The 25,191-nt window shown below is 66.4% G+C and carries 26 protein-coding genes; 11 read left to right on the top strand and 15 right to left on the bottom strand.

The genetic code is table 11. The features are described 5' to 3' along the window. Positions 1-204: 204 nt before the first annotated feature. Entirely contained in the window at positions 205-1,005 is an 801-nt protein-coding gene (locus tag FBY28_RS17035; RefSeq protein WP_141868617.1) for an acyl-[acyl-carrier-protein] thioesterase, read from the bottom strand. 63 nt (positions 1,006-1,068) lie between these two features. Between FBY28_RS17035 and ramB the strand changes: the two genes are divergently transcribed. Beyond that, positions 1,069-2,493, top strand: a complete 1,425-nt coding sequence (ramB, locus tag FBY28_RS17030) for an acetate metabolism transcriptional regulator RamB (RefSeq protein ID WP_141868616.1) — start codon at positions 1,069-1,071, stop codon at positions 2,491-2,493. A 10-nt stretch (positions 2,494-2,503) separates the two neighbouring features. Continuing rightward, a complete protein-coding gene (locus FBY28_RS17025) occupies positions 2,504-3,055 on the top strand; it encodes a carboxymuconolactone decarboxylase family protein (protein WP_019513776.1) in 552 nt (183 codons plus the stop codon). Here FBY28_RS17025 and FBY28_RS17020 read toward each other — a convergent pair. The 3 genes from FBY28_RS17020 to lpdA are packed head-to-tail and all read right to left on the bottom strand — an operon-like array spanning position 3,052 to position 5,845. After that, positions 3,052-4,137 (bottom strand): GGDEF domain-containing protein, encoded by a 1,086-nt coding sequence (locus FBY28_RS17020; protein ID WP_174241659.1) that lies wholly within the window; start codon positions 4,135-4,137, stop codon positions 3,052-3,054. The two genes, FBY28_RS17025 and FBY28_RS17020, sit on opposite strands and share 4 nt — an antisense overlap. Before the next feature lie 27 nt (positions 4,138-4,164). Further along, positions 4,165-4,440 carry a hypothetical protein gene (locus tag FBY28_RS17015; protein WP_216847765.1) on the bottom strand — a complete coding sequence of 92 codons (276 nt, stop codon included), beginning with the start codon at positions 4,438-4,440 and terminating at the stop codon, positions 4,165-4,167. A gap of 10 nt (positions 4,441-4,450) precedes the next feature. Next, the gene (gene lpdA / locus FBY28_RS17010; protein WP_141868615.1) at positions 4,451-5,845 is read right to left on the bottom strand and encodes a dihydrolipoyl dehydrogenase; all 1,395 of its coding nucleotides are present in this window, start codon (positions 5,843-5,845) and stop codon (positions 4,451-4,453) included. A 35-nt stretch (positions 5,846-5,880) separates the two neighbouring features. Between lpdA and FBY28_RS17005 the strand changes: the two genes are divergently transcribed. Both FBY28_RS17005 and FBY28_RS17000 read left to right on the top strand, forming a co-directional pair. Further along, positions 5,881-6,879 carry a cyclopropane mycolic acid synthase family methyltransferase gene (locus FBY28_RS17005; protein ID WP_286178165.1) on the top strand — a complete coding sequence of 333 codons (999 nt, stop codon included), beginning with the start codon at positions 5,881-5,883 and terminating at the stop codon, positions 6,877-6,879. A gap of 61 nt (positions 6,880-6,940) precedes the next feature. Then, complete coding sequence (locus FBY28_RS17000) at positions 6,941-7,813, top strand: cyclopropane mycolic acid synthase family methyltransferase (RefSeq protein WP_141868614.1); 873 nt, start codon at positions 6,941-6,943, stop codon at positions 7,811-7,813. 38 nt (positions 7,814-7,851) lie between these two features. Here the strand turns inward: FBY28_RS17000 and FBY28_RS16995 are convergent, their stop codons facing one another. Next, on the bottom strand, positions 7,852-8,328 hold the full coding sequence (locus FBY28_RS16995; RefSeq protein WP_141868613.1) for a DUF779 domain-containing protein: 477 nt from the start codon (positions 8,326-8,328) through the stop codon (positions 7,852-7,854). A gap of 34 nt (positions 8,329-8,362) precedes the next feature. Here FBY28_RS16995 and FBY28_RS16990 point away from each other — a divergent pair, with 34 nt between their 5' ends. The 4 genes from FBY28_RS16990 to FBY28_RS16975 are packed head-to-tail and all read left to right on the top strand — an operon-like array spanning position 8,363 to position 12,749. Beyond that, on the top strand, positions 8,363-10,360 hold the full coding sequence (locus FBY28_RS16990; RefSeq protein WP_353618529.1) for a prolyl oligopeptidase family serine peptidase: 1,998 nt from the start codon (positions 8,363-8,365) through the stop codon (positions 10,358-10,360). Positions 10,361-10,366: 6 nt separating this feature from the next. Then, positions 10,367-11,056, top strand: coding sequence for a hypothetical protein (locus tag FBY28_RS16985; RefSeq protein ID WP_141868611.1), 690 nt, complete (start codon positions 10,367-10,369; stop codon positions 11,054-11,056). 10 nt (positions 11,057-11,066) lie between these two features. Beyond that, complete coding sequence (locus FBY28_RS16980; RefSeq protein ID WP_141868610.1) at positions 11,067-11,282, top strand: hypothetical protein; 216 nt, start codon at positions 11,067-11,069, stop codon at positions 11,280-11,282. Between the two features lie 39 nt (positions 11,283-11,321). Beyond that, positions 11,322-12,749 (top strand): WS/DGAT/MGAT family O-acyltransferase, encoded by a 1,428-nt coding sequence (locus FBY28_RS16975; RefSeq protein ID WP_141868609.1) that lies wholly within the window; start codon positions 11,322-11,324, stop codon positions 12,747-12,749. Between the two features lie 3 nt (positions 12,750-12,752). Here the strand turns inward: FBY28_RS16975 and FBY28_RS16970 are convergent, their stop codons facing one another. From FBY28_RS16970 to FBY28_RS16950, 5 genes are all read right to left on the bottom strand, one after another. Beyond that, entirely contained in the window at positions 12,753-13,610 is an 858-nt protein-coding gene (locus tag FBY28_RS16970) for a hypothetical protein (RefSeq protein WP_141868608.1), read from the bottom strand. Positions 13,611-13,626: 16 nt separating this feature from the next. After that, positions 13,627-14,484 carry a polyphosphate kinase 2 gene (gene ppk2 / locus FBY28_RS16965; protein ID WP_141868607.1) on the bottom strand — a complete coding sequence of 286 codons (858 nt, stop codon included), beginning with the start codon at positions 14,482-14,484 and terminating at the stop codon, positions 13,627-13,629. 60 nt (positions 14,485-14,544) lie between these two features. Next, positions 14,545-16,056, bottom strand: a complete 1,512-nt coding sequence (locus FBY28_RS16960) for an aldehyde dehydrogenase family protein (RefSeq protein ID WP_141868606.1) — start codon at positions 16,054-16,056, stop codon at positions 14,545-14,547. Positions 16,057-16,120: 64 nt separating this feature from the next. Continuing rightward, complete coding sequence (locus FBY28_RS16955) at positions 16,121-16,633, bottom strand: mycothiol transferase (RefSeq protein ID WP_141868605.1); 513 nt, start codon at positions 16,631-16,633, stop codon at positions 16,121-16,123. Positions 16,634-16,662: 29 nt separating this feature from the next. Continuing rightward, the gene (locus FBY28_RS16950) at positions 16,663-17,043 is read right to left on the bottom strand and encodes a VOC family protein (RefSeq protein ID WP_141868604.1); all 381 of its coding nucleotides are present in this window, start codon (positions 17,041-17,043) and stop codon (positions 16,663-16,665) included. A 22-nt stretch (positions 17,044-17,065) separates the two neighbouring features. Here FBY28_RS16950 and FBY28_RS16945 point away from each other — a divergent pair, with 22 nt between their 5' ends. From FBY28_RS16945 to FBY28_RS16935, 3 genes are all read left to right on the top strand, one after another. Beyond that, positions 17,066-18,823: an N-acyl-D-amino-acid deacylase family protein gene (locus tag FBY28_RS16945; RefSeq protein ID WP_141868603.1), complete on the top strand. Its 1,758-nt coding sequence runs from the start codon at positions 17,066-17,068 to the stop codon at positions 18,821-18,823. Further along, positions 18,820-19,194 carry a pyridoxamine 5'-phosphate oxidase family protein gene (locus FBY28_RS16940; RefSeq protein ID WP_141868602.1) on the top strand — a complete coding sequence of 125 codons (375 nt, stop codon included), beginning with the start codon at positions 18,820-18,822 and terminating at the stop codon, positions 19,192-19,194. Before FBY28_RS16945 ends, FBY28_RS16940 begins: the two co-directional genes overlap by 4 nt. Before the next feature lie 61 nt (positions 19,195-19,255). Next, on the top strand, positions 19,256-20,089 hold the full coding sequence (locus FBY28_RS16935) for an endonuclease domain-containing protein (protein ID WP_141868601.1): 834 nt from the start codon (positions 19,256-19,258) through the stop codon (positions 20,087-20,089). 76 nt (positions 20,090-20,165) lie between these two features. Here FBY28_RS16935 and groL read toward each other — a convergent pair whose 3' ends face one another. From groL to FBY28_RS16910, 5 genes are all read right to left on the bottom strand, one after another. Further along, on the bottom strand, positions 20,166-21,791 hold the full coding sequence (groL, locus tag FBY28_RS16930) for a chaperonin GroEL (RefSeq protein ID WP_141868600.1): 1,626 nt from the start codon (positions 21,789-21,791) through the stop codon (positions 20,166-20,168). A 199-nt stretch (positions 21,792-21,990) separates the two neighbouring features. Continuing rightward, positions 21,991-22,968, bottom strand: a complete 978-nt coding sequence (locus tag FBY28_RS16925; RefSeq protein WP_141868599.1) for an ABC transporter substrate-binding protein — start codon at positions 22,966-22,968, stop codon at positions 21,991-21,993. Positions 22,969-22,978: 10 nt separating this feature from the next. Further along, complete coding sequence (locus tag FBY28_RS16920) at positions 22,979-23,695, bottom strand: ABC transporter ATP-binding protein (protein ID WP_141868598.1); 717 nt, start codon at positions 23,693-23,695, stop codon at positions 22,979-22,981. Between the two features lie 28 nt (positions 23,696-23,723). Next, positions 23,724-24,533, bottom strand: a complete 810-nt coding sequence (locus FBY28_RS16915; RefSeq protein WP_141868597.1) for an ABC transporter permease — start codon at positions 24,531-24,533, stop codon at positions 23,724-23,726. A gap of 34 nt (positions 24,534-24,567) precedes the next feature. Then, positions 24,568-25,131, bottom strand: a complete 564-nt coding sequence (locus tag FBY28_RS16910) for a TetR/AcrR family transcriptional regulator (RefSeq protein ID WP_141868596.1) — start codon at positions 25,129-25,131, stop codon at positions 24,568-24,570. Positions 25,132-25,191 lie beyond the last annotated feature (60 nt).

The raw sequence follows: 25,191 nt of genomic DNA, 5'->3' as shown, positions 1-25,191 counted from the left end.
GCAGCGATTTCCACTGAGCTGATGCTTCGAGCATGCCTCACGCCATATGCCCAGGTCCACCCGTTTCGCTTGCCAACTTCGTCCAATGCGCTCGGCCATTTTGCTAATTTTGCGAATCGGTGGTCCCGCTTTACCGGTTCAGAACCTACCGACGGGTAGGAGGTTTGCGCTGGTCAGTACGCCCGTACTGTTAAAAGGTGGGAGTCACCGATTGAAGATCGCCGCGACCGCTTTGGTCTCGTCGCCGACGGCATATGTGAGCGTTGTAACAGTCCGGTCGGCAAGATCCGGACCAAATCGATCCGTCGAACCCGCGGGGTAGGTGTGCCGGATGATCTCCAGGTCGTCGCCGAGCGCCACCGGCAGATCGTGCTCGATGGTCACCCGCAGCGGCCTTTCCAGCAGCTCCGGCCGGGTGCCGAGGAAGTCTTCGACGACGCTCCAGTACACCGAGTTGTTCATGTGGTCGAAGATGTCGATATCGCTGACGCGAACCGGATACGGCCGGATCTCCTCGGCGTCCGCACGGGCACCGGCCTGCAGGTAAGCCTTCCACCGGAGCCGGTCGACATCGGTGGTCCGGCGCAGACCGGACAGGAAGTCATCGGAGATCCGCGCCGGTCCCTGCGTCTCGGCGTTGATGTTGATCCAGAACGCCTCCGATTCCATGAGTCCGCGGCCGCGCTTTCCGTCTATGCGGACCCGCATCTCGCACCACCGATTCGACGTGCCCGAACACCAGCGCCGTAACCGCAGCATGTCCTTGAACTCGATCGGCCTGATCAGGTCGATCATGGTGCGCCGCACGATCCACAGCGGGTGGGTCTCCTCGTAGCCCATCTCCCGCAGCTGATCGGAACCGATGTCCTGGATGTGCCGGGTGGCGGCATCGAACTTCAGGCGACCGGTCCGGTCCACGTCGGCGACCCGCAGCGGCCACTGGGTGTCGAACACATCGGGGTGCGGATCGGGCACGGGCATCATGGTCTTGGCCAAGCCGGTCATTCCTCCAATATGGCCTGCGAAGAATGCAAAGCCAACCTTTGCACGTCTCATTACCCTGGACGGGTGGCAAAGACCTTCGTCGGATCGCGGATCCGTCAGCTGCGCCGGGAACGGGGCTTCAGCCAGGCCGCGTTGGCCCAGATGCTCGACATCTCCCCCAGCTACCTCAACCAGATCGAGCACGACGTCCGGCCGCTGACGGTGTCGGTGCTCCTACGCATCACCGAGGTGTTCGGCGTGGATGCCGGGTTCTTCGCCTCCCAGGACGACACCCGGCTGGTCGCCGAGCTTCGCGAGGTCACCCTGGACCGCGATGTGGACATCGACATCGACGCCGGTGAACTCGCCGATGTGGTCAGCGCCCACCCGGCCATCGCGCGGGCGATGGTCAACCTGCACCAGCGGTACCGGCTCACCACCACCCAGCTGGCCGCCGCCACCGAGGGCCGGTTCAGTACGTCGGAATCCGGCTCCGGCGCGATCACCATGCCACACGAGGAAGTCCGCGACTACTTCTACCAACGGCAGAATTACCTGCACGAACTCGACACCGCCGCAGAAGATCTGACCATCCGGATGCGCATGCACCGGGCCGAGCTGACCCGCGAACTCTCCGACCGGCTGACCCGCGTGCACGGGGTACGCATCGTGCGGCGCACCGATCTCGGCGACAACGTGTTGCACCGCTACGACCCGCAGACCCGCACCCTGCAGGTCGGCGACCACCTCTCCAGCGGACAGTTCGTCTTCAAGCTGGCCGCCGAGCTGGGTTACCTGGAATTCGGCGATCTGATCGACAAGCTGGTCGAAGACGGACATTTCACCAGCGACGAGTCGCGCACCCTGGCAAGGCTGGGCCTGGCGAACTATTTCTCCGCGGCAATCGTGCTGCCGTACAGACAGTTTCACGAGATCGCCGGCAACTTCCGCTACGACGTCGAGCGCCTCTCGGCGCACTACGCGGTGTCCTATGAGACCGTCGCGCACCGGCTCTCGACCTTGCAGCGGCCCGATATGCGCGGCGTCCCACTGTCATTCGTGCGCGTCGACCGGGCGGGCAACATGTCCAAGCGACAGTCGGCCACCGGTTTCCACTTCTCGTCCAGCGGCGGCACCTGTCCGCTGTGGAACGTCTACGAGACCTTCGCCAACCCGGGCAAGATCCTGGTCCAGATCGCCCAGATGCCCGACGGCCGCAACTACATGTGGGTGGCGCGCACCGTCGAACGCCGTGCAGCCCGTTACGGCCAGCCCGGGAAGACGTTCGCGATAGGCCTGGGTTGCGAGCTGCGCCACGCCCACCGGCTGGTCTACTCCGAGGGTCTGGACCTGGCGGGCGATCGGGTCACGGCCACCCCGATCGGCGCCGGCTGCCGGGTCTGCGAACGCGACAACTGCACCCAGCGCGCCTTCCCCGCCCTCGGTAAGGCGCTCGACCTCGACGAGCACCGCAGCACGGTGTCCCCGTATCTGGTGCGCACTACCTAGACTCGGGTGCGTGAGCGCCGATACCGCACCTGCCCGTATCCCGCCCGGCGGATTCCGTGAGCTCGGCCCGTTGAACTGGGCGATCGCCAAGATCGGCGCACGCGGCATCAGGGCCCCCAAATTCCACCTGTTCAACGTGCTCGGCCAGCATCGGTTGTTGTTCCTGGCCTGGCTGCCGTTCTCCGGGTATCTGCTCTATGCGGGCAAGCTGGATCGCAAGGATGCCGAGCTGGTGATCCTGCGGGTCGGGCACCTGCGCAATTGCGAGTACGAACTGCAGCAACACCGGCGGCTGGCGCGCAGCCGCGGCCTCAAGGCCGACGTGCAGGCCGCGATCTTCGAGGGCCCCGACGCCGACGGCCTGACCCCGCACCAGCGGGTGCTCATCGCCGCCACCGACGAGTTCGTCGTCACCCGGTCGATGTCCCCCGAGACCTGGAGCGCGCTGTCGAAGATCTACGACCGCGCGCAGATCATCGAGTTCTGCACGCTGGCCGGCCAGTACGACGCGCTGGCCGCGACCATGGAGACGCTGCGCATCCCCCTGGACTTCCCCGACTAGTGGGCTTTCTCGGCCATCACCACACAGTCACCGCCGAGCGCCTTGGCCTCGTACATCGCCCGGTCCGCGGCCGGGATGACACCGTCGAGCCCGGAGACCGGCTCGGTGCACACGGCCACCCCGATGCTGACGGTCACCCGCGGCTCGTCGGGGACGGCCACCGAGGCCCGGATCCGTTCGGCGACCCAGGGCGCCTGGTCGGCCATGATGCGGTCCACCACCAAGAACTCTTCCCCACCCCAGCGCACCACCACCGCGTGCGGGCAGACGCTGGCCCGAATCCGGCGGGCCGTGCGGATCAACACCTGGTCGCCGACGCCATGCCCGAGGTCGTCGTTGACCGCCTTGAAACCGTCGACGTCGATCAGCAGGGCGCACAGATCGGTATCGGGTGGCGCCGAGTCGTTGAGGCGGCGCACCGCGGCATCGAGGCCGCGCCGGTTGGTCAGTTCGGTCAAGGGGTCGGTCACGGACTGGATGGAGCTGCTCTGCAACAGCCAGAACCCGAACTGCAGCGCGGGCAGGATGCACACCGTGACCGCCAGCGCGATCACCGAACGTGACACGGCGACCTGCAGGCCGTAACCGTCGGAGCTCAGCACCATCCACACCGCGATGCCCAGCACCGACACCACGCACCAGAGAATGTGGGCGACATGCAGCTTCGGTCCGTGGAAGAAGACGACGTAGCCACCCGCACACAGCAGGATCGGGATACCCGACATCGCCAGGTTGGGATCGCCGAACAACAATGCCGACAGCGTCATGATGACGTCCACATAGGCGACCAGCAGCGCCGAGACGCGTTCGCTGGGCCAGGGCCGCAGCGCCCAGCGCGCCGACCATGCCAGCGAGCCGATAGACACCACCGCCCAACCGGCCCGGATCAGTGTCGTGTCGTTGACCGGAGGTAAGAACACGTTGATCGCACCGAGCACGCCCAGGACCGCGCCGATGCCTGCGATCAGGTAGCGCAGAACGGGAAGCATCCCACGGCTACGCAGGAACTCGGTGCGCCACTCGTAGTCGTCACGCTGACGCCACCATTGAAGAAGTAGGTCACCCCGTGCGCCATCCCCCACGGGGTCATTCTTACCGAAAGCAAACGTCTACAAGTACGTGACGGCCAGAACTGTCAGCGTCAGCAACATCGGCGCGACGGGAACCGACCACAGGAACGCCGTGGCGACCCGGTCCTTGCGTTGGTGGGCCCGCCAGCCCAGGGCGGCGATGACACCCGACAGCACGGTGATCACACCGGACACGACGAGCACCCAGAACGGGACATCGCTGGTGTTGATCGCCAGCGAGATGGCCACCAGCCACAGGATGTGGCCGAGCACCAAGCCGCCGATGGCGGAGACGATCACTGCCCTGGTCGGCACGCGCTCCCCGTCAGAAGTTGATCATGTGGCCGGCCAGGCCGTGGATGGCTTCCTGCAGTGCCTCCGACAGCGTCGGGTGGGTGTGCACGTTGCGGGTCAGCTCGTTGACGGTCAGGTCCCACTTCTGGGCCAGCGTCAGCTCGGGCAGCAGTTCGGACACATCGGGTCCGATGAGGTGCCCACCGATCAGCTCGCCGTACTTGGTATCGGCGATCAGCTTGACGAAGCCGGTCGGATCGGCGAGGCCGTGCGCCTTGCCGTTGGCGGTGAAGGGGAACTTCGCCACCTTGATGTCATATCCCTCGGCCTTTGCCTGCTCTTCGGTCAGCCCGAAGCTGGCCACCTGCGGCTGGCAGAAGGTGGCACGCGGCATCATCCGGTAGTCACCCAGGGTCAGCGTCTCGGCGCCGCCGATGGTCTCGGCGGCCACCACGCCCTGGGCCTCGGCGACGTGGGCGAGCTGCAGCTTGCTGGTGACATCGCCGATCGCATAGATGTGCGGGACGCTGGTGCGCATGTGGTCGTCGATGTCGATGGCCTTGCGCTCGGTGAGCGCGACCCCGGTGTTCTCCAGTCCGTAGCCCTCGATGTTGGGGGCGAACCCGATGGCCTGGAGCACCTTGTCGGCCTTGAGGTCCTCGGTCTTGCCGTCCTTGCTGACGGTGACGGTGACCTCGTCGCCAGAATCGGTGATGGACTCGACCTTGGTGCCGGTCAGGATCTTCACGCCCAGCTTCTTGTACTGCTTCTCGATCTCCTTGGAGACCTCGGCGTCCTCGTTGGGCAGCGCGCGCGGCAGGAACTCGACGATGGTGACGTCGACGCCATAGTTCTTCATCACGTAGGCGAACTCCATGCCGATGGCACCGGCGCCGGCGATGATGATCGAGGAGGGCAGCTCACGGGTCATGATCTGCTTCTCATAGGTGACGACGTTCTCGGACAACGAGGTGCCCGGCACCAGGCGCACCGACGAGCCGGTGGCGATGATGGCGTTGTCGAAGGTGACCTGTTCGGTACCGCCTTCGTTGAGGTCGACGGTGATGCTGTTGGCATCGGTGAACTTGCCGTAGCCGTGGATCTCGGTGATCTTGTTCTTCTTCATCAGGAAGTGCACACCGGCCACGCGGCCGTCGGCGACCTTACGGCTGCGATCGAAGGCGGCTCCGAAATCGAAGCTCGCCTCCCCGCTGATGCCGAAGGTCTTGGCCTCCTTGGTGAAGATGTGAGCCAGCTCGGCGTTGCGCAGCAGCGCCTTCGACGGGATGCACCCGACGTTCAGACAGACACCACCCCAGTACTTGGGTTCGATGATCGCGGTGTTGAGACCGAGCTGGGCGGCGCGGATGGCAGCCACGTATCCGCCCGGGCCGGCTCCGAGTACGACGACGTCATAATGGGTCACGAGGACCAGCTTATCGCCGTTGCCCATCGGGTCGAATGGCGACCGCGATTGGTTGCCAGGCAAGATGGGTACGTTCAGTCGAGCAAAAACCCATCCGGGTCTCGGGCTGTACCGAATACCTTGAGATGTGCCGCTCTTCGACCAGGAAGTTGGATCCCATGGCCAAGAACATGACCCCCCATTTTGAGGACGTCCAGGCACATTACGACCTGTCAGACGACTTTTTCCGGTTGTTCCTCGACCCCACGCAGACCTACAGCTGCGCGTACTTCGAGCGCGATGACATGACTCTGGAAGAGGCCCAGTACGCGAAGATCGACCTCTCCCTCGGCAAACTCGGCCTCCGGCCGGGCATGACTCTGCTCGATATCGGTTGTGGTTGGGGCGCCACGCTGCGCCGCGCAGTCGAGAAATACGACGTCAACGTCATCGGCCTGACGCTGTCCAAAAACCAGGCCGAACACGTGCAACGCAGCTTCGATGCCATGGACTCCACCCGTGAGCGGCGCGTGATGTTGCAGGGCTGGGAGCAGTTCAGCGAGCCGGTCGACCGCATCGTCTCGATCGGCGCGTTCGAGCACTTCGGTTTCGACCGCTACCAGGACTTTTTCCGGATGACCTACGACGCACTGCCGGCCGATGGTGTGATGATGCTGCACAGCATCTGCAACTTCAGCCGCGAGGCCGTGCAGGAGAAGGGCATCCCGTTGACGATGGATGGGGTCCGTTTCGCGAAGTTCATCTCCGAGGAGATTTTCCCGGGTGGTCGGCTGCCCACCAGCGAGATGGTGCAGCAGTACGCCACCGACACCGGCTTCACCCTGACCCGCGAGCATTCCCTGCAGCAGCACTACGCCATCACCCTGGATCACTGGGCCGAAGCGCTGGAGCCGCGCCGCGAGGAGGCCATCGCGATCCAGTCCCAAGAGGTCTACGACCGGTACATGAAATACCTGACCGGCTGCGCCGATCTGTTCCGCAACGGCCAGATCGACGTCGTCCAGTTCACCCTCGAAAAGGGTGCGAAGGGCTGAGCCGACGGCCCGCCCACCCCATACGCCACCGCCGTTCGCGCGGCCAGGAAGGCAGCAGCTCATGCCCAAGGATCTGACCCCGCACTTCGCCGACGTCCAGGCCCATTACGACCTGTCCGACGAGTTTTTCCGGTTGTTCCTCGACCCCACGCAGACCTACAGCTGCGCGTACTTCGAGCGCGATGACATGACCCTGGAAGAGGCCCAGCTCGCCAAGATCGACCTCGCGCTCGGCAAATTGGGCCTCCAGCCGGGGATGACACTGCTCGATATCGGCTGCGGCTGGGGCGCCACCATGCGCCGCGCCGTCGAGAAATACGACGTCAGCGTCATCGGCCTGACGCTGTCCAAAAACCAGGCCGAACACGTCCAACGCAGCTTCGATGCCATGGACTCCACCCGCGAGCGGCGCGTCTTGCTGCAGGGCTGGGAGCAGTTCAGCGAGCCGGTCGACCGCATCGTCTCGATCGGCGCGTTCGAGCACTTCGGTTTCGACCGCTACCAGGATTTCTTCCGGATGACCCATGACGCCCTGCCCGACGACGGCATCATGCTGCTGCACACCATCTGCGCGTTCAACCCGGCGAAAGCGAAAGAAGAGGGCATCCCCGTCACCTTCGAACTCGCGCGGTTCGTGAAATTCATCATCACCGAGATATTTCCCGGAGGTCGTCTGCCGTCGGTCGAGATGGTCGAGGAGGTCTCGGCGGCCGGTGGCTTCGCGCTCACCCGGCGGCAGTCGCTGCAGCCGCACTATGCGCTGACGCTGGACCGTTGGGCGCAGGCCCTCGCCGCCCACCGCGAGCAGGCCATCGAGATCCAGTCCGAAGAGGTCTACGACCGCTACATGAAGTACCTCACCGGCTGCGCCGAGACATTCCGCAAACGGCAGACCGATGTCGTTCAGTTCACCTTGCGCAAGCTCGCCAGCTGACGGGCGTCAACACGCTCTGATCGGGTCGCCCTGACGGTTCAGCGCGGAGCCGCGGGCACCGGGCAGGCCTCGGCCGCTTCGGCCACGATCCGGGTCTCCCGGTCGTCCGGGCGTGCGCCCGCTTCGTAGCGGGCACCGGTGATCGGCGGGTGCGCGGCGAGCTCGTCGAGTTCGGAGTCGGTGAACACCCGCCCACGGCTCAGAAAGCGCTTACCTTCCGGGGACTCCAGACTGAACCCGCTGCCGCGCCCTGGGACCACGTCGATGATCAACTGGGTGTGCTTCCAGACGTCGAACTGTGGACCCGAGATCCAGACCGGCACCCCGGCCCCGACATCGAGCACGGCCAGCAGGATGTCGCGATCGCCGACGATGAAATCGCCCTCGGGGTAACACATCGGCGACGAACCGTCACAGCAGCCGCCGGACTGGTGAAACATCAATGCCCCGTGCTGGTTCTGCAGGGTGGCCAGCAGATCGGCGGCCGGCGCGGTGATGAGGGCTCGGCTGGTCATATTCCAAGGCTACGCGCAGGGTATGAATGTCTGTGTGACTTCTGCCGACTCCCCCGCCGACCCGTACCTCTGGCTCGAAGACGTCACCGGCGACGCCGCCCTGGACTGGGTTCGCAGCCACAACGAACCCACGCTGGCACAGCTGAGTGGTGACGAGTTCGAGGCGATGCGCGCCGAGGCCCTTGAGGTCCTCGACACCGATGCCCGCATCCCCTATGTCCGCCGGCGCGGCGAGTATCTCTACAACTTCTGGCGCGACGAGACCAATCCGCGCGGGTTGTGGCGGCGTACGACGCTGGAGAGTTATCGCACCGAGCAGCCGGACTGGGACGTCGTCATCGACGTGGATGAACTGGCCCGCGCCGACGACACCAACTGGGTGTGGGCCGGCGCCGATGTCATCGAACCCGACCACAGCCTGGCCCTGATCAGCCTCTCCCGGGGTGGGGCCGACGCCGTCGTCGTACGCGAATTCGACATGCGCACACGTGCATTCGTCCCCGGCGGTTTCGAGCTGCCGGAGGCCAAGACCCAGATCAGCTGGGAGGACGAAGACACCCTGCTGGTCGGCACCGATTTCGGCGAAGACTCGTTGACCGACTCGGGCTACGCCCGGCTGGTCAAGCGGTGGCTCCGCGGCACCCCGCTGGCCGATGCGGTCCAGGTGTTCGCGGGCGAGCGGACCGACGTCATCGTCGCGGCATCGGTGGACCGCACACCCGGCTACCAGCGGACCTTGATCAGCCGCGCGGTCGACTTTTTCAACGATGAGATCTACGAGTTGCGCGGCGAGCAACTGGTGCGCATCGACGCACCGACCGACGCCTCGCTGTCGGTGCATCGCGACTGGCTGCTCATCGAGCTGCGCACCGACTGGGACAACTACCGGGCCGGCTCACTACTGGCCGCCGACTACGACGAGTTCCTCTCCGGCGCAAAGAATCTCACGGTCGTCTTCGAGCCCGACGAACGGACCAGCCTGCACCAGTACTCGTGGACCCGCGACAAGCTGGTGCTGGTCACGCTGGCCGATGTCGCCAGCCACGTGCAGATCGTCACACCGGGGACATGGACCGCGGTCGACCTGGCCGGTGTGCCGCCCAACACCAACACCGTCATCGCGGGCGCGGACTCCGATGGTGACGAGATCTTCCTGGACTCAAGCGGTTTCCTGACACCATCGCAGTTGCTGCACGGTACCGCCGACGGACCGGTCAGCCCGATCAAGGCGGCGCCCGGGTTCTTCGACACCACCGGACTGCAGGTCAGCCAACACTTCGCGACCTCGGCCGATGGCACCTCCATTCCCTATTTCGTGGTCGACCGCCCCGGCGTGACGGGGCCGACGCTGCTGGGCGGGTACGGCGGATTCGAGGTGTCGCGCACGCCCGGATACGACGGCGTGCTCGGTCGGTTGTGGCTGGCCCGCGGCGGCACCTACGTGCTGGCCAACATCCGCGGCGGCGGTGAGTACGGACCGGGCTGGCATACCCAGGCCATGCGCGAGGGCCGGCACCTGGTCGACGAGGACTTCGCGGCGGTGGCCGGCGATCTGGTCGCGCGCGGGATCACCACGGTGGATCGCCTCGGCGCCCAGGGCGGCAGCAACGGCGGATTGCTGATGGGCATCATGCTGACCCGTTACCCGGATCGTTTCGGCGCCCTGGTCTGCAGTGTCCCGCTGCTGGACATGAAACGCTTCCACCTGTTGTTGGCAGGCGCCTCCTGGATGGCCGAGTACGGCAACCCCGATGATCCCGAAGACTGGGAGTTCATCTCCAAATACTCGCCCTACCAGAACATCTCGGCCGATCGGACGTACCCGCCGATCCTGATCACCACGTCGACCCGCGATGATCGCGTGCACCCGGGGCATGCCCGCAAGATGACCGCGGCGCTGGAGGAAGCCGGGCACCCGGTGAGCTACTACGAGAACATCGAGGGCGGCCATGGCGGCGCGGCGGACAACTCGCAGGCGGCGTTCCGCTCGGCGCTGATCTACCGCTATCTGTGGCAGACCATCGGTCGTTGACCGACTATGACGGTTGACGACTGGGCGGAGATCGCTCTGATCGGCGCGTTTGTCGCCGCAGCAGCTGCGATCTTCGCCGACTGCGTCAAACGCCGATCCGTGGCTCGCGCCGTGTACTGGACATGTGCCTACATCGGCGTCAGCTGCGTGGCCCTCTCGATGGTCCCGATGGGCTGGTACCACGTCATCGGCTTCACCATGTTCGGCATCGTGGTCGCCATCGGTTACGCCTACGTCGAGACGCCGTTCATCAAGGTCGGTGGCCGCGTCTACTCCGCCGAGGTACGGCACGCACGCCCCGACCCGACCGACGGTGAGGAACCAGATCTTTCCTCTCCCAAAGAATCCGAGACCTACGACGGTCGCCACTCGGCGGCCTACACCTGGTGGTTGATGGCCACGGGATCATGCTTGACGGCCCTCGCATTGATCGCAACCGGTTGGCGGCCCGCGTCATTCGTGCTCGTGGCGATCGGAGCGGGCTTCGCGGTATTCCTCGGCCTCGATGACGGCTCCCGCGGTTTCCCGTACGCTCGCGGCCACCGGTTGCCCTTCCGCATCGCCGCGGTCGCCTCGCTGGCGGGTGCGGGTATCCCGCTGTGGTGCTATCTCTGGGGCTACCGGCGAGGATCGCGCAACCCCGGCTACGGCAAACACGACGCAGCCCGCAAAAGGCTACGAAGGCGTCGACGCTAGGCTGGCGCCGATGTCCGGGCTCACGGTGTTCAAGCGCTACCTCGTCATCCAGGCGATGACGCTGGTGTGCGGCATCGTCGGGCCGATCTTCCTGTTCGTCTACTTCGCCGCCCAACCCGATGCCACGATCAAGTGGATGTACTGGGCCGGGCTTGTCGTCACCGTCGCCGACATCCTCATCGCGCTCGGGATCACCGAGGCGCTCACCCGTCGCTCTGACGCATAACGTATCCGCGGAGCGCAGCGCTTCCGTACGCTGATGCCCATGAGCCGACTATCCAGCGTCGATGCAGCCTTCTGGTTCGCTGAAACCAACGGTTGGCACATGCACATCGGCGCCTGTGCGGTGTGCGATCCAACGGACGCACCGGATTTCACCTTCGAGAGGGTCCGCGATCTGGTCGCTAGCCGGTTGCCAGAATTGCCGCAGCTTCGGTGGCGCGTCACCGGATCCCCGATGGGATTGGACCGGCCGTGGTTCGTCGAGGACGACGACCTGGATATCGATTTCCACATCCGGCGGATCGCGGTGCCCGCCCCCGGCGGCCGTAAGGAATTCGACGAGCTCGCCGGGCGACTGATGTCCTACAAACTCGACCGGTCCAAGCCGCTGTGGGAACTGTGGTGGATCGAGGGTCTTCGCGACGGACGTGTCGCGATCATCACCAAGATGCACCACTCCGTCGTCGACGGCGTCTCCGGTGCCGGTCTGACCGAGATCCTCTTCGACGTCACGCCCGAGCCCCGCCCGCCGGCCGTCGACGTGGACCGTTCCCTGGTCGGCAAGCGGCTGCCGCGACCCGAACTGCAGCTGATCAACGATCTGATCAACATCGGCGTGAAGACGCCATACCGGATCGCCCGTCTGGTCGAACAGACGGTGCGCCAACAGATCGCGGTGCGCAACATCGACAACAAGCCGCCACGCTATTTCGATTCTCCGACAGTCCGATTCAACGCCCCGATCTCGCCGCACCGACGGGTGGCCGGGGCCCGGGTACCCCTCGAGCGGGTGAAGAAGGTCAAGGAGGCCTACGGGGTCAAGCTCAACGATGTCGTCCTCGCCCTGGTTTCCGGGGCGATGCGCGACTATCTCAAGGAGCGCGACGAACTACCGGACAAGTCGCTGGTATCCCAGGTGCCGGTGTCCACCCGCACCGATGCCGACAACGCCGTGGGCAACCAGGTGTCGGCGATGACCGTCGTCCTGGCCAGCGATATCGCCGACCCGGCCGAACGCATCAAGAAGATCTACGCCTACACCCAGGGCGCCAAGGAGATGGCCAAGGCGCTGACCGCCAACCAGATCATGGGCTACACCGAGACGACGCCACCCGGTCTGCTGGCACTGGCATCACGGGCATATGCGGCCAGCGGGATCGGCAGTTCGATCGCACCGATGAACGTGGTGATCAGCAACGTGCCGGGACCGCCGTTTCCGCTGTATCTGGCGGGAGCGAAGGTGGAGAGCCTGATGCCGCTGGGGCCGCTGCTGTTCGACGTCGCGCTCAACGTCACGTGCTTCAGTTACTGCGACTCGGTCGATTTCGGGTTCATCACGACCCCGGAGGTGGCGGCGGACATCCACAAGATGGCCGATCTGATCGAACCGGCGCTCTACGACCTGGAGGTGGGTGCCGGTCTGGCCGAACCACGACCGGGCAAGCGGGTGCCGCCCCGCGGGCGCAGGTGAGCGTCACCGTTTCCGGTTGACCGGCACTTCTTCCCGACGGGCTCCCCCGAGCCCGCTGAGCAGGGACACGATGACGCCGATGATCACGACGCCGCCGCTGATGGTCAGCGTGAGATTGAGCCAGACGTGCATGCTGGAGATGGCGTGCTCGACCATGACCTCGGCGATCTCACGGATGTTGCCCGTGGTGCGGTCCAGCGCGCCGTCGACGTAACGGCGGCCGATCTCGATACCCGCCCAGCCGGCCGCACCGACCAGCAGGCCCGAAACCCCCAGCGCCCCAAGCATCTTGCCGCGCCGACGTGACGCGGCCAGCGTGAGTAACGCGAACACCCCGGTCAGCACCGCCACCGCGATGCTCGCCCACGGCCCCCACACCGCGGCGGGGCGCAGCTGTCCGGGACGCAGTCCGCCGGAGGCGTCCTGGGTGATCGCGACCTGCAGATCCTGCGGTGGCTGTACACCGAAATCGGCCAGCGTCTGGCGGATCGAACCGTCGTCGAGCATCGGGGACAGGTCCACCACCCATCGGCCCTGCGCGTCGTTGGTGAACAGCCAGCGGTGTGCGACCCGGTTGATCGCGGCGAACTGTCCGCCGAACACGTCGCTGGAGGTGTAGCCGTTGGCGGCGGCGCCGATCAGGGTCGCCTGGGTGCCCGAGGTTCCGGTGGCTGCCGTGATCCGGTCGGTCAGCTCCGCGGCCATCGGCTGCTGCAGTGCGCTGTCCTTGGCCGCCGAGGCCGCGAGGTCGGCGTAGCCGTCCTCGCTGACGACGTGCTGCTGGACCCACAGCGCCGGCAGCGTGACGGCAAGCCCGGCCGTGGTGACCAGCCAGAGCAGAGCGGCCAGCAGAGAACGCATGCCGCCCCTTTCATGATCAATCCGATAGCGCGCGTCCCACGATCAGCGGATCGGGCCTGCCGACCACCTCGTAGTCCTTGTTGTCGTAGTCGAACTTACTCAGGACATGGCGCATCGCGTTGATCCGCGCGCGTTTCTTGTCGTTACTTTTCACCACGGTCCACGGTGCGGTCTCGGTGTCCGTCCAGGAGAACATGTCTTCCTTGGCCGCGGTGTAGTCACCCCATTTGTCCAGCGATGCCAGATCGGTCGGCGAGAGCTTCCACTGCCGCACCGGGTCCACCTGGCGGATGGTGAACCGGGTCCGCTGCTCGTTCTGGGTCACCGAGAACCACAGCTTGGTCAGGCTGATGCCGTCGTTGACCAGCATCTGCTCGAACAGCGGGGTCTGCCGGATGAACTCTGCGTGCTGCTTGGATGAGCAGTAGCCCATCACCCGTTCGACGCCGGCCCGGTTGTACCAAGACCGGTCGAAGAGCACGATCTCACCGGCGGCGGGCAGATGCTGCACGTAGCGCTGGAAGTACCACTGGGTGCGTTCCTTCTCGGTGGGCTTCTCCAGGGCGACCACCCGGGCACCGCGCGGATTGAGATGCTCCATGAACCGCTTGATGGTCCCGCCCTTGCCTGCGGCGTCGCGGCCCTCGAAGACGATGACGTGCCGCAGACCGTTGGCCTGGCTCCACTTCTGCAGCTTGAGCAGTTCGATCTGCAGCAGCCGCTTCTGCTCCTCGTACTCGGCGCGGTTCATCCGCTCGTCGTAGGGATAGTTCTCCCGCCAGGTGTCGACCACGTCGCCGCTGGGCAGCAGCACCAATTCGGGGTCGTCGTCGTCATCGTCACGGACGGCGTAGCCGGCGGCATCCAGAGTCACCGGCCGAAGCTATCCACCCGGACGTACGTGACGGTGACGCCCGGGTGAACAGCAGGGGTATTACTTGGCTTCGCGGCGCGGACGGATCTGGGCGAACTTGGTCATCAGCTTGTTGCCGCGAGCCAGCGCCTTGACGGTGTGGTTGTAGTAGTTGCTACCTGCCCCCGCCGCGGTGCGCGGCACGACGACCGTCTCCTGACGGCAGAACTTGCGCACCCCGTCGAGACCGCCGAACCGCGCGCCGATACCCGAGGTCTTCCAGCCACCCATCGGGGCGGTCGGCAACATCAGGTTGGAGATCACGTCGTTGACGTTGACGGCACCGCACTCCAGCTGGACGGCCACATCCTTGGCCCGCTCGACATCCTTGGAGAACACCGAGGCACTCAGGCCGTAGGGGCTGTCGTTGGCCAGCCGGACCGCCTCGCCGACCGAGGACACCTTCATGATCGGCAGCGTCGGCCCGAAGGTCTCCTCGGACATACACAGCATCGAATGGTCGACGTCGACGAGCACCGTCGGCGGGTAGAAGCTGCCCTTGCCCTCGGGGCGTTTGCCGCCGGTGAGCGCCTTGGCGCCCTTGGCCAGCGCGTCGTCGACATGGCGCGCGGTGACGGCGACCTGCGACTCGTCGATCAGGGCACCGAAGTCGAATCCCGCACCCGCGCCCATCTTCAGGTTCTCCACCGCCTTGACGACGGCCGCGACGAACTGGTCGTAGACCGAGTCCATGACATACACCCGCTCCACCGAGACGCAGGTCTGCCCGGCATTGAACATCGCCCCCCACACCGCGGCGTTGGCCGCCAGCGGGATATCGGCGTCATCGAGGACGATCATCGGGTCCTTGCCGCCGAGTTCAAGGCTGACCGGGGTGAGCCGGCGGGCGGCCCGCTCCATCACCTTGACGCCGGTGGCGCTCGATCCGGTGAACTGGATGTAATCGGAGGAGTCGATGACCGCCTCGGCAACCTCACGTGCGCCCTGGGCCAGTGCCAATACCTCGGGGGCGCCGCAGTCGATCCAGCCGCGCAGCAGCACCTCGGCGGTCAGCGGCGTGCGCTCGGAGGGCTTGAGCAGCACCGCGCACCCGGCGGCCAGCGCGCCAACGGCGTCCATCAGGGCATTGGCGACCGGGTAGTTCCACGGCGCGATGATGCCCACGACCGCCCGGGGCCGGTAGTGGACGGCGATCTTCTTGACCGACAGGAAGGGCAGCGGCGCGGGACGGGGATCGGGCGCCATCGCCTTCTCCACCGTCTTGATGTAGTAGGACAGGATGATGCTGATCAACAGCACTTCCTGGACGGCATCGGTGGTCGATTTACCGGTCTCGGCGATCAGCAGTCGCTCGATTTCGTCACGGTGCTCGTCGAGCCATACGGCGTAGCGGGCCAGCACCTTGGCCCGCCCCTTGGCGCCGCGCGCCTCCCAGCCCTGCTGGGCTTCGCGCAGGCCGGCGGCGATCTGGGGTACGTCGGCAGGATTGGTCCAGCGCACCTGGCCTGCGACCGCACCGGTTGCTGGATTCAGGATGGTCGACACGTCGGAACGGTCTGCTGTTGCAGTCATAGGCACATGCTAGCCCCGGGCTGTGACGAATCTCGCACCGGGGTTGACACCTGTCAAGTTCGGGTCAGTCCGACCGGAGCGTGCCGCGGATGTACTTGGCCTGACCGAGGTGCTGAGCACAGTCGTCGACGATGCTGACCAGTCGCGCGGACGTCGTCACCGGCGGGTCCCACCCGTCGTCGACGATGCGGGCCAGTTCGGTGTCATCGACGGTCGCGATGTACTCCAGACTCATCTTGTGCACGGCGTGGTAGTAGCCGGCGAGCAGATCAGCCGGGGCGCGCACCTTGGCCACCTCATCCGGCGTATGCCCGTACCCCATGTCGTTGCCGGGCAGGTCCAGCGCGAACCGTTCCCGCCACCCGTCGCGGGTCCAGATCTGCTCGGTGCCTGCGATATCGCACACCTGAAGATCCTGGCCCCGGGCGCTGTGCCACACCAGCCACGCGATGCTGTTGGCCCCGGGCACCGGCTGCCAGGACGAGACCTCGTCGGACAGCCCGTCGGTCACCTCGTCGGCATGCTCGATGAGCCGGTTGAAGGCATCGCGCAGCAGTTCCCTCGCAGCATCAGACATGGCGGGAAGGTACCCGGGGCAGCACGGCCCTAAGCGGCACCATGGAACACCGCCTCGACATTGTTGCCGTCCGGATCACGGACGAACGCCCCGAAGTAACCGGGGTGATACTCGGGCCACAGCCGGGGTGCGTGCAGCGATTCCGCGCCGGCCTCCAGTGCCGCGTCGTGGAACGCGCGCACCGCGTCGGTGCCGGCGGCCTGGAACGCGATATGTGTCTCCCGGTTCGGGCCCGTCGCCTCCCCCGAGTTCATATCCGAGATCCAGAAGTCGGGCTTGCCCGCGACGCCGTAGCCGATCGCGACATCGAAATCCATCTGCCGGGTGAACCCCAGCACGCCGAGCACCTTGTCGTAGAAGGCCTTCGACCGCTCCCAATCCGCGCAGTTGATTCCAAAGTGATCTATCACGAGGCGACCGTACATTCGAGGTATGACATATGAGGGCGACGCGAAGACATTCGATCTGGTCATCCGCGGCGGCACCGTCGTCGACGGGCTGGGCGGTGAGCCCTATGTCGGCGACATCGCCATCGCCGACGGCGTCATCCGCGCGATCGGTGCCGTCGACGCCCCCGGTGACCGCGAGATCGATGCCACCGGATTGCACGTCACGCCCGGATTCGTCGACCTGCACACCCATTACGACGGGCAGGCCATCTGGAGCGACCGCATGACACCGTCCTCGGCGCACGGTGTCACCACCGCGCTGATGGGCAACTGCGGTGTCGGGTTCGCGCCGTGTCGACCCGAGGACCACGACACGCTGGTCGACGTCATGGCCGGTGTCGAGGACATCCCCGGCGTGGTCATGGTCGACGGCCTGCCCTGGACGTGGGAGACCTTCCCGGAGTTCCTCGACGCGCTGGATTCGCGACAGCGGGATATCGATGTGGCCGCCTTCCTGCCGCACTCCCCGTTGCGGGTCTATGTGATGGGCAAGCGCGGGGTGGACCGTGAACTTCCCACCCCCGAGGATCTGGCCATGATGCGCAAGCTGGCCGAGGAAGCCGTCCGTGCCGGCGCCGTCGGATTCGCCTCATCGCGGCTGACGCTGCACAAAACCGCGGGCGGACAACCCATTCCGAGTTACGAGGCGCAGCACGCCGAGATCGAGGCCATCGCCCGCGGCGTCGACGATGCCGGTGGCGGGCTGCTGCAGTTCGTGCCCGACCTGATGGCCGGGGACTACGAGGGTGCGTTGAAGGCCGTCTTCGATGTCGCCGCCGAGGTCGGGCTGCCGGTGACCTTCACCCTGGCGATCGGCAACGCCGGCCCGCCGCTGCATCTCGATGCCCTGCGGATGGTCGAGAAGGCCAATGCGCAGGCAGGCCCAGATGGACCTTTGGTGACCGGGCAGATCTTCCCGCGGCCGATCGGCCTGGTGCTCGGCCTCGAGCTCTCGGGCAACCCGTTCGTGATGTACCCGTCCTACCGGGAGATCGCCGACCTGCCGCTGGCCGAGCGGGTCGCGCTGATGCGCACACCCGACGTGCGCGCACGCATCCTCACCGACACGCCGGCCTCGGACGGACACCCCTTGATGTTCGCCGCCCAGGCCTGGGACTACATGTATCCACTGGGCGATCCGCCCAATTACGAACCCTCACCCCAGGATTCGATCGGCGCGCGGGCCAAGGCCCGCGGTGTCGATCCCCTCGAAGAAGCCTATGACCGGCTGCTCGACGACGACGGGCACGCCATGCTGCTGGTGACGCTGGCCAACTTCCGCGACCATTCACTGGACACGGTGGCCGAACTGATCCAGCGCGATGACATCGTGCTCGGCCTCGGCGACGGTGGCGCCCATTACGGGATGATCTGCGACGCAAGCTTTCCCACCTACATGCTGACCCATTGGGTGCGCGACAGGCCCTCCGGTCGGCTGCCGTTGCCGCAGGTCATCCGCGAGTTGACCGCGGTACCGGCGCGGATCGCCGGGATGGCCGACCGGGGCAGGCTGGCGGTCGGCTACAAGGCCGATGTGAACATCCTCGACACCGCCGCCATGCGATTGCACCGCCCGACGGTCAAGGCGGATCTGCCCGCCGGCGGTCGCCGACTCGACCAGGCCGCCGAGGGTTATGTCGCCACGATCGTGTCCGGGGAGGTCATCGCCGAGCACGGTGTGCCGACGGCGGCGCGGCCAGGGCGACTGGTCCGCGGCCGGCAGAAGGCGCCGACCGCATGAGCGTGAAGGTCGATCTGGACAAGCTCGCCGAGACCCTCGCCGATTTCCCGTTCGGCTATCTGATCACCGTCGGCGACGATTTCCGCGCACACACGGTTGCTGTCACCCCGGTACTCGCCGACGGCGTCTTCACGATCGGGCCGCTGGGCAACACCACCCGCCGCAATGCGCAATCGCACGAGGCCGTCACCGTGGTGTGGCCGCCCCGGGAGCCGACCGGGTACTCGCTGATCGTCGACGGCACCGCCCAGGTCATCGAGGACGGTGTGCGTCTGACCCCCACTCGCGCTGTGCTGCACCGAAGTGCGATCGAGCCGGGCGCCGGCACCGACCCCGGCGGCCTGCACGACTGCGTCCCGCTCAAGCACTGAGTTATCCACAGGGCGACGGCGAGGGCTGTCGTGCGGCTTGCGTGTGAGCTGAGATCGGAGTGTGGCCGGAATCGAACGTGCCCTCGCGGCGAACGGCGGGGTGCTGTCGGCGGCACAATTGCGTGCGGCGGGGGTAGCGCAACCGCCGACCTGGATGCGGCTGCGACGCGGTTGGTACGCCAGCCCGTCCGCGGATCCGCAGGTGGTTCGCGCCGTATCGGCCGGCGGCGTCCTCGGCTGCACCTCGGCGTTGCGCCTGGGTCGAGTCTGGATTCTCGATCCGGCGCTACACGTGCGCTATTCCAAACGTGCGCGCCGCCCCGGCGTGCGGTCCTGCCACCCATACCGCCTCGACCCACCGATCGTCGCGGCCGTCGACCCGGTCGACATCGCAGTGGCCTCGGCGGCCAATTGCCTCGACGCCGAGCAGCTCGTCATCGTGTTGGACTCGATGCTGAACAAGCGGATGATCGAGATGGCCGACGCGCGGTCGATCGTGGCGGCTTCCCCCTATGCGCGCCTGAACCTCGCCGAACGATGTGATGCCAGCAGTGAGTCGGGCACCGAGACGATCATCCGATTGCGACTGCGTGCCCTCGGCATCCGGCTCCGGACCCAGGTGGACATTCCCGGCGTCGGGCGGGTCGACTTTCTGCTGGGACGTCGGCTCATCATCGAGGCGGACAGCCGCGAGCACCATCTCCCGAAGTATCAGAACGACCGAACCAGGGACAGGGTCGCAACGAGCCTGGGGTTCTTGGTGATTCGACTGACCTATGAGGATGTTGTGTATCGCTGGGACGTGGTGGTCGAAGACATTCTGGCCGTCATCCGCCGCCGAGTGCATCGCGGCCCGACGCAATGTTCGGCTGACAACGCCGTCGTGGATATATAGGCACGACGGCACTGTCAGGCGAACATTGGAAAAGCCCGGCCCCGCGAACGGGACCGGGCTTTCCGAAAAACAGGACTTAGAAGTCCATACCGCCCATGCCACCGGTCGGGTCGCCCGCGGGTGCGGACGCCTTTTCCGGCTTGTCGGCGACGACGGCCTCGGTGGTGAGGAACAGCGCCGCGATGGACGCCGCGTTCTGCAGCGCCGAGCGGGTGACCTTGACCGGGTCGGCAACGCCGGCGGCCAGCAGGTCCTCGTACACGTTGGTCGCGGCGTTCAGGCCGTGACCGTCGGGCAGGTTCGACACCTTCTCGGCGACGACACCGGGCTCCAGACCACCGTTGAAGGCGATCTGCTTGAGCGGAGCCGACAGCGCGACACGCACGATGTTGGCACCGGTCGCCTCGTCACCCTCGAGCTTGAGCTCATCCAGCGCCGGGGACGACTGCAGCAGGGCCACGCCACCACCGGCGACGATGCCCTCTTCGACGGCAGCCTTCGCGTTGCGGACGGCGTCCTCGATGCGGTGCTTGCGCTCCTTGAGCTCCACCTCGGTGGCAGCGCCGGCCTTGATGACGGCAACGCCACCGGCCAGCTTGGCCAGGCGCTCCTGCAGCTTCTCGCGGTCGTAATCGGAGTCGCTGTTCTCGATCTCGGCACGGATCTGGGCCACCCGACCGGCGATGGCGTCGGAATCACCGGCACCCTCGACGACGGTGGTCTCGTCCTTGGTGACGACGATCTTGCGGGCCTGGCCCAGCAGGGCGAGGTCAGCGGTCTCCAGCGAGAGGCCGACCTCTTCGCTGATGACCTGGCCACCGGTCAGGATCGCGATGTCCTGCAGGATCGCCTTGCGGCGGTCACCGAAGCCCGGGGCCTTGACGGCGACGGACTTGAAGGTGCCACGGATCTTGTTGACCACCAGGGTCGAGAGGGCTTCGCCCTCGACGTCCTCGGCGATGATCAGCAACGGCTTGCCGGACTGGATGACCTTCTCCAGCAGCGGCAGCAGGTCCTTGACGGTCGAGACCTTCGAGCTGACCAGCAGGATGTAGGGATCCTCCAGGACGGCTTCCTGACGCTCGGCGTCGGTCACGAAGTAACCCGAGATGTAGCCCTTGTCGAAGCGCATACCCTCGGTGAGCTCCAGCTGCAGGCCGAAGGTGTTCGACTCCTCGACGGTGATGACACCCTCGTTGCCGACCTTGTCCAGCGCCTCGGCGATCAGGTCACCGATCGACTGGTCACCGGCGGAGATACCCGCGGTGGCAGCGATCTGCTCCTTGGTCTCGACCTCTTTGGCGGTCGAGAGCAGGCGCTCGGTGACCGCCGCGACGGCCTTCTCGATTCCGCGCTTCAGGCCGAGGGGGTTGGCGCCGGCCGCGACGTTGCGCAGACCTTCGCGAACCAGGGCCTGGGCGAGAACGGTGGCGGTGGTGGTGCCGTCACCCGCGACGTCATCGGTCTTCTTGGCGACCTCTTTGACCAGCTCGGCGCCGATCTTCTCGTACGGGTCCTCCAGCTCGATCTCCTTGGCGATGGACACACCATCGTTGGTGATCGTGGGGGCGCCCCACTTCTTCTCCAGGACGACGTTGCGGCCCTTGGGGCCCAGCGTCACCTTTACGGCGTCGGCGAGGGCGTTCAGCCCACGCTCGAGGCCACGGCGGGCCTCTTCGTCATACGCAATTGTCTTGGCCATTGCGAAGTGATTCCTCCGAGTGTGTTCGATGCACAGTCAGAGCGATCGCTTGTCGGGTCGCTCCATCCAAAGCTGTGGTCGGGCTCAGTGCCCGCGACGGACGGCGTGGGTGTGCTCCCCGCCTCACCATCCCGACCTGGCACTCACAGATCGAGAGTGCCAACATCATTTTTAGCACTCGGGCATGGCGAGTGCAAGGTCACTGCCCACCGTCACCCTGGAACCGGTCGTCGACGAAATCAGCGATGTCGACCGCGCCGGGGAACTCCTTGGCCTCGGTGAACGCGTCGGCGATCTGCTGCTCGGAGGCCACGACGTCGGCGGAGAGCGGGACCGGCCGCTTGAGAGACCGGGTCCAGGTGATCGCGGAGGCCTGCGGGCTGATGTCGGTCAGCTTCGCGTAGTCGGCCGACCACCTGTCGAGATTGTCCTCGGACCACTTCGTGGCCACCGCATAGCGATCCAGGAAGTCGGTGATCGCCGCACTAACTCCGGCGTCGTCCAGCGCACTCGTCGAGGCGACCCAGAAGTTGTAACCGTTGCCCGCGGTGTCGGCTGCCGCGATGATCCGCGCTCCGATCTCCTGCTCGGCGATCGCGGTGTAGGGATCCCAGACCGCCCACGCGTCGACCTCACCGCGGGTCAGCGCGGCATAACCGTCGGCGGGTGCCACGTACACCGGCTCGATATCGGAGAGTCCCAGGCCGGCCTTCTTCAGGTGCAGCAGCAGGTTGGCGTTGGCCGAACTGCCCTTGGTGACCGCGACCTTCTTGCCCTTGAGGTCGGCCACCCCGGCCACCGGCGACCGTTCGGCCACCAGGATGGCGTCTCCCTTACCGGTGGCCTGCAGCGCACCGACGAACTTGATGTCCGCGCCTGCCGCCGCGCCGAACACGCCGGGGGTGTTGCCCACCTGGGCCAGATGGATACCACCCGCGCTGGCCGCCTCCACCAACGGCGGGCCCGCGGTGAAGGTGGAGAACTCGACCTTGTAGGGGAGCTCGGCGAGCTGGCCGGAGGCCTTCATCAGCACCTCGATCGAGATCGCGCGCTGGTCACCGACCTTCAGCGTCACCGTCGACAGGTCGACGGGCCCCGCCGGCGCGGCCTTCTCCGAGCCGCCCGAGCAGGCCGTCAGCGCCATCATCAGAGCCACCAGCAGCGATGCGATCTTCACCAGATATTCCTCAGTGTTGTCGTTGCAGGACGTCGACGCCCAGCAGTTCCAGCAGTCGGGCCGTGCGGACGGCGCCCTCCGGGGAGGCATGGCTGCGCGGCCGCGGCAGGTCGATGTCGACCGTGTGGGCGATACGGCCCTCGTCCAGGATCAGGACGCGGTCGGCCAACGTCACGGCCTCGGCCACATCGTGGGTGACCAGCAGCACCCCGAAACCGTGCTCGGCGAACAACCCGAGCAACAGGTCGTGCATCGCCAGCCGGGTCAGCGCATCCAGCGCACCGAACGGTTCGTCGAGCAGCAGCAGGGTGGGCTCGGCGACCAGGGCCCTGGCCAGCGCGGCCCGCTGGGCCTCACCACCGGACAGCGTCAACGGCCAGGCATCGACGCGATGGGCCAGGCCGACCTCACCGAGCACCCGACGCGCGTTCTCCTCGGCCGCGCGTTTGCGGCGGCGCTGCGGGTCACCGAGCGCGACATTGCGGGTCACCGACAGCCACGGCACCAGCCGCGGTTCCTGGAACACCACCGTCGGGGTGCCGTGGACGTCGACCTGCCCGTCGTGGTCGTCAGACAGCCCGGCCAGCACCCGCAGCAGGGTCGATTTACCGGATCCGCTGCGTCCCACCAGGGCGACGATCTCCCCGCGTCCCACGCTCAGGTCGATACCGTCGAGTACCGCGCGCCCGTCGAACCGCTTGGTCAGCCCACGTACGACGGCGCTCATCGGTGCTCTCTTCTCTTCGCGCAAGCGCTCATCGCGACCCACCCGGCCGCCAGCGCAGCGCCCAGCTCTCCAACCGGCGCACGATCGCGTCGGTCACCAGACCCAGCAGCCCGTAGACGAGCAGGCCGAAGATCACGATGTCGGTGCGCAGGAATTCTCGGGCGTTGTTGATGATGTAGCCCAGTCCGGCACTGGCATTGACCTGTTCGGCCACGATCAACGACAGCCAGGCGATGCCGAGGCTCTGCCGCATGCCGACCAGGATCTGCGGCAGGGCACCGGGGATCACCAGGTGGCGCAACCGTTCCCCGCGGCTCAGCCCGAGCACCTCGCCCAATTCGACGAGCTTGGGATCGAGCTGGCGGATGGCGGCGAAGGTGTTCAGATACAGCGGGAACGCGACACCGAGCGCGATCAGATAGACCTTGGGTTCCTCGCCGATCCCGAACCAGATGATGAACAGCGGGATCAGACCGAACAGCGGGATGGTGCGCAGCATCTGCAGCGGCGGGTCGACGGCGTACTCACCGATCTTCGACAGGCCTGCCAGGATTCCGAACCCGATTCCGGCCGTCGCCCCGAGGACGAAGCCGAACAGCGCCCGTTGGCCGGACACCAGCAGGGCGTCGACGAGCGCTCCGGACTCGATGACCGAGACGCCGGCCTCGAACACCGCCGACGGCGCGGGCAGGATCTTGGCCGAGAGCAACCCACTCTGGCTGGCCAGCTGCCAGAGCACCAGCAGTGCGACCGGCGCTATCGAGCGCAGGACCCCAGGGCGTCGCCACCACGGCAACGCGTGCCGGGCATGCGGGATTGCCGCGATCTGGGTGACCATGACTGGCCATGTTGCCGCGGCCGGCCCGCGGTTCCTACGGTTGCGATCGGCGTGACGGCAAATGCGGGCGGAGCCCGTCGAACACGATGTCGGTGACATGCCCGGCCGCCTCGGGGTTGTAGGCCTGGGCGGCCTGGCAGCCGACCATCAGCGCCTTGACCTCGGGCACCGTGACGTCGGGACGGACGGTGCCGGCCCGCTGGCCGGCGTCGACCAGATCGGCCAGCATCGCCAGGAAGTCGCCTTCGGCCTCGGGCATCGCCGCATTCGCGTCGATGCCCATCCCGGCGAGCGCATCCACGAGGCCGCGGTCGGCCGCGCCCCAGTGCAGCACCATCGACTTCAGGAACGTGTACAGCCCGCCACCGGGGTCGGCCGCGGCCAACTCCCGGCCCTGGTCGACCAGCGTCCGGATCCGGTCGGCGATCACCGCACGGAACAGATCCTCCTTGGCGGGAAAATGTCGGTATACGGTGCCCGCCCCGACGCCGGCGCGACGGGCGATCTCGTCGATGGGGACCCCGAGTCCGTCGGCGGCGAAGGTTTCATAGGCGACCTGCAGGATTCGGGCGCGGTTACGGGCGGCATCGGCTCGCATGAATCGTCACCACCTCCCGGGAACCAGATAAGCGGGGCGCACGTTCCGTATATGACCGAA

This window comes from Arthrobacter sp. SLBN-53, assembly GCF_006715585.1.
In the GTDB taxonomy this organism is placed as follows: domain Bacteria; phylum Actinomycetota; class Actinomycetes; order Mycobacteriales; family Mycobacteriaceae; genus Mycobacterium; species Mycobacterium neoaurum_A.
The sequence above is the reverse complement of the archived record's forward strand: the minus strand, read 5'-3'. Positions and strand labels throughout refer to the sequence as shown.